Here is a 10,875-nt window from a genome sequence, read left to right on the forward strand (position 1 = left end):
TCTGCTGCATCATGCAACAGAGACGCTTTTTGATTCTGTATCGATGCTCAGCTTCTCAGAGCCTCATCTTGAAGTCTTCGTAGCCGAACTGGCGGACGGGCTGCCAGCTGCCGTCCTCGTCGCTGGCGATGATGGCGGGCAGGGGCATGCCGTTGAAGGTGTTGTTCTTGACCATGGTGTAGATGGCCATGTCACCAAAGACGATGCGGTCGCCGACGGCGAGGGGCTCGTCGAAGGAGTATGTGCCGATCGTGTCGCCGGCGAGGCAGGTCGGGCCGGCGAAGGTGTAGGTGTGGGCCTTCTCCCCCGGTTCGCCGCTGCCGAGGACGGGCGGGCGGTACGGCATCTCGATGACGTCGGGCATATGGCAGGCAGCCGATGTGTCGAGGATGGCGATGGCGTTCTCCTGCTGGATGTCGAGCACCTCGGCGACGAGGAAGCCCGCGTTGAGCGCGACGGCCTCGCCTGGCTCGACGTAGACCGTCAGGCCGTACTTTTCCTGCATGCGGCGGATGCACTTCTTCAAGAGGGCGATGTCGTAGCCTGCCTTCGTGATGTGGTGGCCGCCGCCGAAGTTGATCCACTTCATCTGCGGCAGGTACTTGCCGAATTTCGCCTCGACCGCTTCGAGCGTGACGGCGAGCGCATCGGCTCCCTGCTCGCAGAGCGTGTGGAAGTGCAGGCCCTCAAGGCCCCCGATGGCGCTCTCATCAAAGTCGCGCAGGCGCACGCCGAGGCGCGAGCCCTCCGCGCACGGGTCGTAGATGGCGTGGTCCTGCGTCGAGCGCTCGGGGTTGATGCGCAGGCCGCACGAGGCGCCGGCTGCGAGTGCCTCCGGGCCGAACTTCTTCCACTGGGCAAAGGAGTTGAAGATGATGTGGTCACAGATCTTGGTGAGCTCCGCAAATTCCGACTCCTTGTAGGCGGGCGAAAAGACATGGTTCTCTTTGCCCATCTCCTCATGGCCGAGCTTGGCCTCGTAGAGGCCGCTGGCCGTCGTGCCCGAGAGGTACTGAGCGATCAGCGGGTAGTAGTGGTACATGGAGAAGCACTTCTGGGCGAGCAGCACATGCGCGCCCGTGCTCTCCTCCACCTCGTGCAGGATGCGCAGGTTGTGCTCCAAGAGGTCTTTGGCGATGACGTACGAGGGCGTCGGCACCTCGAAGAACTCTTTGCGGTAATGTGATGCCAATTTCCCCATCAGTCGACGAGCTCCGGGTCAAAGCTCTCCTTCCACGGCAGGCCCCACTTGTTGAGGGCGTCCATGAACGGATCCGGGTCGAACTCCTCGATGTTCTTGACGCCCGGGCCTTTCCAGGTGCCGTTCATGATGAGCATCGCGCCGATCATGGCCGGCACGCCCGTCGTGTAGGAGACGGCCTGCGAGCCGACTTCCTTGTAGCATTCCTGATGGTCGCAGATGTTGTAGAGGTAGTACGTCTTGTCCTTGCCGTCCTTCTTGCCGCGGAAGATGCAACCGATGTTCGTCTTGCCCTTCGTGCGCGGGCCGAGGCTTGCCGGATCCGGCAGCACAGCCTTGAGGAACTGCAGTGGCACGATCTTCTTGCCCTCGAACTCGATCGGCTCAATGGAGGTCATGCCGACATCCTCGAGGCAGCGGAGGTGATTGAGGTAGCTCTCGCCGAACGTCATGAAGAAGCGGATGCGCTTGATGCCCGGGATGTTGAGGCCGAGGCTCTCGAGCTCCTCATGGTGCAGGAGGTACATGTCCTTCGGGCCGACTTCCGGGAAGTTGTAGACGCGCTTGATCTCCATCGGCTTCGTCTCGACCCAGTGGCCGTCCTCCCAGTAGCTGCCGTTGGCCGAGACTTCGCGGATGTTGATCTCCGGGTTGAAGTTCGTCGCGAACGGATAGCCGTGGTCGCCGGCGTTGCAGTCGAGGATATCGATGTAGTTGATCTCGTCGAAGTGGTGCTTGAGCGCGTAGGCGGCAAAGACGCCCGTGACGCCCGGGTCGAAGCCGGAGCCGAGGAGCGCCGTGATGCCGGCCTTCTCGTAGCGCTCGCGGTAGGCCCACTGCCACTTGTACTCGAACTTCGCCGTGTCCTCCGGCTCATAGTTGGCCGTGTCGACGTAGTTCGTCTTCGTCGCGAGGCAGGCATCCATGATGTGCAGGTCCTGGTACGGCAGCGCGAGGTTCAGCACGACGTCTGGCTGGAAGTCCTCGATGAGCGCGACGAGCGCATCGACATTGTCGGCATCGACCTGCGCCGTGCGGATCTTCGTCTTCGTCGTGCCCTCGAGCTTCTCCTTGAGCGCGTCGCACTTCGACTTCGTGCGCGAGGCAATCATGATCTCACTGAATTCGTCCGAGTTCTGGCAGCACTTGTGGATGGCGACACTCGCGACGCCGCCGCAGCCGATGATCAAAGCTTTTCCCATGGTAATACCTCCTGAGATATAGAATGTAGAACAAGTTTTATTCCTGGATGTAAGGCTTCTCGAGCGCGAGCAGCATCTCGCGCAGGAGCTTGAGGGCCGTGGCCGTCGAGGCACCGCTCGGGTCAAGAGGCGGTGAGAGCTCGACCATGTCACAGCCGACGATGCGGCAGCCGCGGATGGTGCGCAGCGCGGCGGACAAGAGGTCCGTGAAGCGCACGCCGCCCGCCTCCGGCGTCCCCGTGCCGGGGAAGCACGAGGGGTCGAGCACATCGAGGTCGATGGTCAGGTAGACCGGGCGGCCCGCCAGCGACTCAATCGCCTCGTCGAGGCCAGCAAAGCTGAACTTCTGGATCTTCGTGTGGCCTTCGGCCGACCAGTACCACTCCGCGCGCTCGCCGCTGCGGATGCCGAACTGGAAGATGCGGCCGTCGCCGATGATCTCCCAGATGCGGCGGATGACTGTCGCGTGCGAGAGGCGGTTACCGAGGTACTCCTCGCGCAGGTCCGTGTGCGCGTCAAAGTGGATGACGGCGACATCCTGGTACTTTGCCTGCACGGCGCGGAAGGCCGGCAGTGTCACGAGGTGCTCGCCGCCGATGAGGAACGGCAGCTTGCCATCCGCGACGATATCGCGCGCACACGCCTCGATGTCGCCGAGCGCCATCTCCGTGTCGCCGAAGCAGAGCTCGAGGTCGCCGCCGTCAAATACCTTCGCGTCTTCGAGGTCGAGGTCCTGGTACGGGCTGTACGTCTCGAGCCCATACGACTCCGCGCGCATCGTGCGGCTCGCGAAGCGCGTGCCCGGGCGGTACGACGTCGTCGAGTCAAACGGCGCGCCGTAGAGCACAATGCGGCTCTCCTCGTAGGTGTTTTCACAGCCGAGGAACGTCTCGACATTACGATTCCGGTTCAACATCTCTTAGCATCTCCTCCACATAGTTCGGCAGGGCAAAGGCGCCCACGTGCAGCTGCGTGTTGTAGTAGCGCGTCTTGAGGCCAAGGGCATTCCAGCGCACCCAGTTGACGTCCTTGACGGGATGGCGCTTCTTTGAGGCAAAGCCGAAGAGCCAGTGGCCGGACGGGTACGTCGGGATGTGCGCCTGATAGACGCGGCTGATCGGGAAGGAATCGACGATGCGCTTGTGGGCGCGCTGCATCGCGTAGGCGTCCTGCTGGTAGAACGGGCTCTCGTGCTGGTTGACCATGATGCCGTCCTCGCGCAGCGCCTTGTAGCAGTTGCCGTAGAACTCCTTTGTGAAGAGCCCCTCGCCCGGCCCGAACGGGTCCGTCGAATCGACGATGATGAGGTCGTAGGCGTCCTCCGCGTGGCGCACGTACTTGAGGCCATCTTCGTAGTGGATGGAGATGCGCGGGTCAGAAAGGCAGCCCGCCGTCTGCGGCAGGTACTTCTTGCAGACCTCGACGACGAGCTCATCGATCTCAACGAGGTCGATGTGGCGCACCGTCGGGTAGCGCAAGAGCTCGCGCACCGTGCCACCGTCGCCGCCGCCGATGACGAGGATGTCGTGCGCATCCGGATTGACGCACATCGGCACGTGCGTGATCATCTCGTGGTAGATGAACTCATCCATCTCCGTCAGCATCATGTAGCCGTCGAGCGTCAGGAAGCGGCCGAACTCCTTCGAATCGAAGATGTCGATGCGCTGAAATTCGCTGCGGCCCGAGTAGAGCTGGCGGTCCACCTTGATGGAAAAGCGGACATTCGGCGTGTGGTGTTCGGTAAACCAGAGTTCCATGAAATCCCCCCTCTTAATTTTTATCGGTATCCTTTCACGATCACTTCACGACATTGAGCCGTGCGATCGTCATGTCTTCAGGGCCCGTCATCTGACAGCCCTTCTTGCGCGCGTAGCGGATGTAGGTCAGGATCTCGTCCGTGATGCGCTCGCCCGGCGCGAGAATCGGGATGCCCGGCGGATAGCACATGACGAACTCGCTGCAGACGCGGCCGACCGTATCCTCGAGCGGCAGCGACTCCTTCTCGGCGTAGAATGCCTCCTGCGGCCCGTAGACGACTTCCGGCTCGATGTACTCGGCCTTGAGCATCTTCGAGGAATCCTTGCGGTAGTTGCGCCGGATCTCCGCGAGCGCCGCGACGAGGCGCTCGATGTCCTTCGGGCGGTCGCCGACTGAGACGTAGGCCAGGAGGTTCGCGATGTCGCCGAACTCCGTCTGGATGTCGTACTCGTCGCGCAGCAGGTCATAGACCTCGATGCCCGCAAGGCCCGTCGGGCGTGTGAAGATGGAGAGTTTCGTCGTGTCGAAGTCGTAGACGGAGTCGCCGTTGATGAGCTCGCGGCTGTAGGCGTAGTAGTCGCCGATGGCGTTGATCTCGTCGCGCGCGTACTCGACAAGACGGATGACCTTGTCGAAGATCTCCTGGCCGTGCAAGGCGAGGTTGCGGCGGCTGATGTCGAGGCTCGAGAGCAGGAGGTACGAGCCTGAGGTCGTCTGCGTAATGTTGATGACCTGATGCACGTAGCCCGCATTGACGTTCGGGCCGCAGAGCAGCATCGAGCTCTGCGTCAGCGAGCCGCCCGACTTGTGCATGCTGATCGACGCCATGTCAGCGCCCGCCGCCATGGCCGAGACGGGCAGCTTGTCGTTGAAGTAGAAATGCGTGCCGTGCGCCTCGTCGGCGAGCACCATCATGCCGTGCTCGTGTGCGAGGCGAACGATCTCGCGCAAGTTCGAGCAGATGCCGTAGTACGTCGGATTGTTGACGAGCACGGCCTTCGCGTCGGGATGGCGCCTGATGGCGTCCTTGACTTCCTCGACGCGCATGCCGAGCGAGATGCCGAGCGTGTGGTCCATCTGCGGGTTGACGTAGACCGGCACTGCGCCGCAGAGGATCAGCGCGTTGATAGCGCTGCGGTGCACATTGCGCGGCATGATGATCTTGTCGCCGCGGCCGACGGCCGTCAGCACCATCGCCTGCACGGCCGACGTCGTGCCGCCAACCATGAAGAACGCATGTGCCGCGCCAAAGGCCTCCGCCGCGAGCTTCTCCGCATCGCGGATGACCGAGACGGGATGGCAGAGATTGTCGAGCATCTTCATCGAGTTGACATCGACGTCGAGGCACTTCTCCCCGAGGAAGTCCCGGAGCTCCGGATTGCCGCGGCCGCGCTTGTGGCCCGGCACATCAAACGGCACGAGGCGCGCGCGCTTCATGCGCTCGAGCGCCTCGAGGATCGGCGCGCGGTCCTGAGTCAGATATCCTCCCATTTCCTTCACTTCCTTATCGTGTGTAGTATATGCGCAGAGCACGTCACCTCAGTAGAGGTTGCGCCCACTGTAGATCTCGATCATCTCGCGGCGCAGGCTGTTGCTGATGGCCAGGCGGTCCTTCGGCGGGATCTCGTAGATATCCGTATTGAAGAGGTAGTTCTGCAGCTGCGGCTCCTTGATGAGCATGCGCGTGTGGTAGAGATTCGCCTGATAGAGGTTGATGTCGACGGCATCGTAGCGGTCGAGCGTCTCCTTGGCAATGAACTCCTGGATGGACCGCATCTTCGAGTCCATGAAGAGCTTGCGGCCGTTGAGGTCGCGCGTGAAGCCGCGCACGCGGTAGTCCATCGTGATGATGTCCGAGTCGAACTGCGCGATCATGTAGTCGAGCGTCTTCAAGGGCGTGATCTCGCCGCACGTCGCGACATCGATGTCGACGCGGAACGTCGCAATGCTCGTGCCCGGGTGGAACTCCGGGTACGTGTGCACCGTCACATGGCTCTTGTCGAGATGCGCGAGGATCGTGTCGCCGAGGATGGCCGACTCGACCGGCTTCTTGCGCCCCGATGTCACCGCGTCTTCTTCCGCGATCAGCATCGTCACGCTCGCTCCCTGCGGGTCGTAATCCTGCTTCGCAATGTTGAGGATGCGCGCGCCGATCATCTCCGTGACCGTCGACAGGATGTTCGTCAAGCGCTCCGAGTTGTACTGCTCGTCGATGTACTTGATGTAGTCCTGCTGCTCCCGCTCCGACTTCGCATAACAGATATCATAGATGTTGAAGCTCAATGCCTTCGTCAGGTTATTGAAGCCGTACAGCTTCAGCTTTTCCTCCAATCCACAAACCCCTGCCTTTCACCAAAAAGGCCACGGCTCCAGAAGCCGTGGCCTGTCTGCTATCGTTAGCTTTATTGTAGCAGATTCAACTCGTTGAAACAAGAAGAATCTTGCGCCCGGAGCCCTCTCTTGAGCAGGTGTCCCCGCCGTCAGCCGGGCTGCTCGAAGCGGCGCAGGATCTCGCGGTCCTCGTCGCTGAGCGCCTTCTTCGCGAGCAGGTCCGGGCGCTTCTCCTTCGTCAGGCGCAGGGACTGCTCATGGCGCCACTGGCGGATCTTCGCGTGGTCGCCCGACAGCAGCACCTCCGGCACCTCCATGCCCTCGAAGTCGCGCGGCCGCGTGTACTGCGGAAAGCCCAGGAGCCCGTCGTAGAACGAGTCCGTCGGCGCCGACTCTGCATCGCCGAGCACGCCCGGCAGCATGCGCGAGACGGCATCCGTGATGACCATCGCGGGTAGCTCGCCGCCCGTCAGCACGAAGTCGCCGATGGAGATGGCCTCGTCAGCCAGCGGGTAGATGCGCGCGTCGAAACCCTCGTAGTGGCCGCAGATGAAGACGAGCTGCTCGTAGCTCGCGAGCTCCTTCGCCTTTGCCTGCGTGAAGACGGGCCCCGCCGGGTCCATGATCAGCACGCGGCGGCTCGCCGCATGCATGGCTGTCTCCTCAAGCACCGCGCGCACAGCGCGGTACATCGGCTCCGGCTTCAGCACCATCCCCGCGCCGCCGCCGAACGGCGAATCATCGACATGCCTGTGCTTGTCAAACGAGTAGTCGCGGAAATTCGTGAAGTGGATGTCGAGGATGCCCTTCTCCACGGCGCGCTTCGTGATGCTCGCGCCGAACGGCCCCGCAAACATCTCCGGGAACAGCGTGATCATGTCAATGCGCATCGTCCGTCTCCTCCGGCAGATCGACGACCATGCGGCCGCCCGCGATGTCGATCTCGTGCACGACCGCCTTGAGCGCCGGTATGAGCAGTTCGCGCCCGTCCGGGCGGCGCGCCTGGTAGACATCATTGCTGCCCGTGCGCAGGACGTTCTCGACCGTGCCGAGCTCCGTGCCCGCCATATCATAGACCGTCAGCCCGATGATGTCGAAGGTGTAGAACTCACCCTCTTCAAGCGGCACAGCCTCGTCGCGCGCGACCGTCAGCAGCTGGCCCGTCAGGCGCATGGCCTGCTCGCGCACCGGGTACTCGCGGAACTTCAGCAGCACGAACTGCTTGTGGAACTTGCAGCTCTCGATGTGCAGCATCTCATCGCCGACCATGACTTCCTTCATGCCAGCAAAGCGCTCGACGAAGTCCGTCAGCGGGATGATGCGCAGCTCGCCGTGGATGCCGTGCACCGCGCCAACCTTGCCGATCGTCACGCGGTCTTTTTTCTTATTAGCCGCGGATGGCGATAATCTTGTCATCTTCCACCAGCACTTCCACATTCATGAGCTCACGCATATCGTCGCCGACCTTGACCTCGACCTGGCGCTCGAGCGTGCCCTGCACGATCTCCGAACCGATCTTGAGCTTCTCCGTCTGCTCCTTCTGCGCGAGAGCCTGCGCGCGGTACTCCGCACGCTTCTGGCGCTCCTGGCCGAAGTGCTGCTGGATGGCGTTGAGGCGCTGGATCTCCTGCGGCGTCGGCTCCTGCGGGTTCGCCGGGCCGTTTTCCTGCATGACGCGCTTCTCCTGGATGTCGAGCTGCTGCAGCTCGAGCTCTGCGCGCTGGATGCCCTCTGCGAGCTCCTTCGTCATCTTCTCCTTGAGCTTCTCCGTGACCTTAGCCTTGACCGTCACCGGCATCTTGAGCGAAATCGTATCCATGGTATTCCTCTTTTCTGCTTCTCTGCTTCTTGTTCAAGATACAAAAACAGCGGCAATGCCCATACCATGCAGATGCATGTGGGGCGATGCCGCTCTTTTCAAATGATATCAACCGAGACTTTCTTGTTCTCCCGGGTGGCTGCGGCCTTGACAACCGTGCGCATGGCTTTCGCGATGCGGCCCTGGCGGCCAATGACCTTGCCCATGTCATCCTCATCCACGTGAAGCTTCAGCGTGACCTGACGGTCTTCCTGCTCCTCCTCAACGCGGACATCTTCCGGATGATCCACTAAGGACTTCGCGATGACTTCAACAAGTTCTTTCATGCTGTAGCCTCACTCAATCAGTTCTTAGCGTTCTTTGCCTCAGCAAACTTAGCCATGAGGCCCTTCTTGCTGAAGAGATTCTTAACGGTGTCCGTCGGTTGAGCACCCTTGCCCATCCAGTCGAGAACCTTCTCCTCGTCAACATTGACGACTGCCGGGTTCTGGGACGGATCGTAGTTACCGAGGACCTCGATGAAACGACCATCGCGCGGTGCGCGGGAGTCCGCGACAACAATGCGATAGAACGGATTCTTCTTTGCACCCATACGGTTCAGACGAATCTTTACTGCCATGTGAATTCACCACCTTTCAAATTGGGTTTGGGAAATATCTCAATGCATGAACGGCAATTTGGGAAGTCCCAGGCCGCCGAGATTCGGCAGGCCCTTCTTGCCCTTCTGCATCTTCTTCATTTTCTTCATCATCTTCTTCATCTCGCCGAACTGCTTCAAGAGCTTGTTGACGTCCTGCACGCGCGTGCCGGAGCCCATCGCGATGCGCTTGCGGCGGCTGCCGTTGATGATCGTGATGTTGGCGCGCTCCTTCGGCGTCATCGACTTGATGATTGCCTCGATCTGGCGCATCTCCTTGCCGTCGAGGTCGATGTCCTGTCCGGCGAGCTGCTTCTTGAGGCCGCCCATGCCCGGAATCAGGCCTAAGATGTTGTCGAGCGAGCCGAGTTTCTTGACCTGCTGCATCTGCGCGAGGAAATCATCGAGCGTGAACTCGTCCTTGCGCAGCTTCTTCTCCATCTTCTTGGCTTCTTCCATGTCGAAAGTCGCCTGTGCCTTCTCGACGAGCGAGAGCACATCGCCCATGCCGAGGATGCGCGAGGCCATGCGGTCCGGATGGAACGGCTCGAGCGGCTCGAGCTTCTCGCCAAGACCGATGAACTTGATGGGCACGCCCGTGACCGCCTTGACGGAGAGCGCCGCGCCGCCGCGGGCATCGCCGTCGAGCTTCGTCATGACGACACCGTCGAGGCCGAGCGCGTCGTTGAACGCCTGCGCGACATTGACCGATTCCTGGCCCGTCATCGCATCGACGACGAGCAGTATCTCATGCGGATGGACCTCCGACTTGATGTCGCGAAGCTCCTGCATGAGCTTCTCATCGATCTGCAGGCGGCCCGCCGTATCGATGATGACGACATCGCAGGCATGCGACTGCGAGTAGCCGATCGAGCTCTTCGCGATCGTCACAGCGTCCGTCCCCTGCTCCATCGAGAACACAGGGATGTCGAGCTGCTTGCCGAGGACCTGCAGCTGCGTGATGGCCGCCGGGCGGTAGATATCCGCCGCGACGAGCAGGGGGCGCTTGCCCTGCTTCTTGAGCGCAAGGCCGAGCTTGCCGGCAGACGTCGTCTTACCGGCGCCCTGCAAACCGACCATCATGATGACCGTCGGCGGCTTCGGGCTGATGTTGAGACGGCTCTGCGTGCCGCCCATGAGCTTCGTGAGCTCCTCATCGACGATCTTGATGACGACCTGAGCCGGCGTCAGCGTCTCGAGGATGTCCTGGCCGATGGCGCGTTCCTTGACCGTCTTGATGAACTGCTTGACTACCTTGAAGTTGACGTCGGCTTCGAGAAGTGCCATGCGCACCTCGCGCATCGCCTCATTGACGTCGTCCTCCGTCAGCTTGCCGTGGCCGCGGAGCTTCTTGAAGGTTGCCTGGAGTCGGTCCGATAAACTTTCAAAAATCAAAAATCATACCTCCCGGCCATATTCACTGCTACCAAGGAGAGGCACGAGCCGCGCGAGGATGTCGCCGACCGCAGCGCTGTTGGCATCCGTTCGCAGGGCCTTGACCGAGCGGCAGATGTCCGCGAGCACCGCGCGCTCCTTCTGGTAACGCGCCACGAGCCCAAGCTTCTCTTCGTACGATTCCATGGCCTTTTCAGAGCGATGGATGTTGTCGTAGACCGCCTGCCGGGAAATCCCGAGCTCCTCGCCGATCTCCGACAGGGAAAAATCCTCAAAGAGATGCATCTTGAGGCATTCCTGCTGCTTCTCTGTCAAAAGCGCCCCATAAAAATCAAACAGCGCCGACAAATACAAAAGCTGCTCCATCCTGCCCCACCTTAATCCTGATATCGTGCCAAGGCGTTTTGCTTGACATAGGCTATTATAGCGGCTCTCCGCCACTGTGTCAAGCATTTTTCCTTGTCAGGCCTAAAAAAATGAGACATGAACGAAGGCATCCAGCAATTTTTTGCTGGATGCCTTCTCTTTTTCT

13 protein-coding genes are annotated in these 10,875 nt (G+C 61.1%); all 13 read right to left on the reverse strand.

Annotated features, from left to right (window positions below; genetic code table 11):
* Positions 1-55: 55 nt before the first annotated feature.
* The 13 genes from nspC to ylxM all read right to left on the reverse strand — a co-directional run bounded on the left by nspC (position 56) and on the right by ylxM (position 10,709).
* Positions 56-1,201, reverse strand: coding sequence for a carboxynorspermidine decarboxylase (gene nspC, locus T518_RS02930; RefSeq protein ID WP_036374885.1), 1,146 nt, complete (start codon positions 1,199-1,201; stop codon positions 56-58).
* Entirely contained in the window at positions 1,201-2,403 is a 1,203-nt protein-coding gene (locus tag T518_RS02935; protein ID WP_036374888.1) for a saccharopine dehydrogenase family protein, read from the reverse strand. Before T518_RS02935 ends, nspC begins: the two co-directional genes overlap by 1 nt.
* A gap of 37 nt (positions 2,404-2,440) precedes the next feature.
* Positions 2,441-3,319 carry an agmatinase gene (speB, locus tag T518_RS02940; RefSeq protein WP_036374890.1) on the reverse strand — a complete coding sequence of 293 codons (879 nt, stop codon included), beginning with the start codon at positions 3,317-3,319 and terminating at the stop codon, positions 2,441-2,443.
* Positions 3,300-4,160: a polyamine aminopropyltransferase gene (gene speE, locus T518_RS02945; RefSeq protein WP_036374893.1), complete on the reverse strand. Its 861-nt coding sequence runs from the start codon at positions 4,158-4,160 to the stop codon at positions 3,300-3,302. Before speE ends, speB begins: the two co-directional genes overlap by 20 nt.
* Positions 4,161-4,200: 40 nt before the next feature.
* Positions 4,201-5,652 (reverse strand): aminotransferase class I/II-fold pyridoxal phosphate-dependent enzyme, encoded by a 1,452-nt coding sequence (locus tag T518_RS02950; protein WP_036374896.1) that lies wholly within the window; start codon positions 5,650-5,652, stop codon positions 4,201-4,203.
* A 48-nt stretch (positions 5,653-5,700) separates the two neighbouring features.
* Positions 5,701-6,492 carry an adenosylmethionine decarboxylase gene (speD, locus tag T518_RS02955; RefSeq protein ID WP_036374899.1) on the reverse strand — a complete coding sequence of 264 codons (792 nt, stop codon included), beginning with the start codon at positions 6,490-6,492 and terminating at the stop codon, positions 5,701-5,703.
* Positions 6,493-6,641: 149 nt separating this feature from the next.
* The gene (trmD, locus tag T518_RS02960) at positions 6,642-7,382 is read right to left on the reverse strand and encodes a tRNA (guanosine(37)-N1)-methyltransferase TrmD (protein ID WP_036374903.1); all 741 of its coding nucleotides are present in this window, start codon (positions 7,380-7,382) and stop codon (positions 6,642-6,644) included.
* On the reverse strand, positions 7,372-7,908 hold the full coding sequence (rimM, locus tag T518_RS02965; RefSeq protein WP_036374905.1) for a ribosome maturation factor RimM: 537 nt from the start codon (positions 7,906-7,908) through the stop codon (positions 7,372-7,374). Before rimM ends, trmD begins: the two co-directional genes overlap by 11 nt.
* Positions 7,880-8,311, reverse strand: coding sequence for a YlqD family protein (locus tag T518_RS02970; RefSeq protein ID WP_036374908.1), 432 nt, complete (start codon positions 8,309-8,311; stop codon positions 7,880-7,882). Before T518_RS02970 ends, rimM begins: the two co-directional genes overlap by 29 nt.
* A gap of 98 nt (positions 8,312-8,409) precedes the next feature.
* Positions 8,410-8,637 carry a KH domain-containing protein gene (locus tag T518_RS02975; RefSeq protein ID WP_036374911.1) on the reverse strand — a complete coding sequence of 76 codons (228 nt, stop codon included), beginning with the start codon at positions 8,635-8,637 and terminating at the stop codon, positions 8,410-8,412.
* Positions 8,638-8,654: 17 nt separating this feature from the next.
* Positions 8,655-8,930, reverse strand: coding sequence for a 30S ribosomal protein S16 (gene rpsP, locus T518_RS02980; protein ID WP_005840070.1), 276 nt, complete (start codon positions 8,928-8,930; stop codon positions 8,655-8,657).
* A gap of 39 nt (positions 8,931-8,969) precedes the next feature.
* A complete protein-coding gene (gene ffh / locus T518_RS02985) occupies positions 8,970-10,343 on the reverse strand; it encodes a signal recognition particle protein (protein ID WP_036374919.1) in 1,374 nt (457 codons plus the stop codon).
* 3 nt (positions 10,344-10,346) lie between these two features.
* A complete protein-coding gene (gene ylxM / locus T518_RS02990) occupies positions 10,347-10,709 on the reverse strand; it encodes a YlxM family DNA-binding protein (RefSeq protein WP_036374921.1) in 363 nt (120 codons plus the stop codon).
* Positions 10,710-10,875 lie beyond the last annotated feature (166 nt).

Source organism: Mitsuokella jalaludinii DSM 13811, from assembly GCF_000702905.1.
GTDB classification, from domain to species: domain Bacteria; phylum Bacillota; class Negativicutes; order Selenomonadales; family Selenomonadaceae; genus Mitsuokella; species Mitsuokella jalaludinii.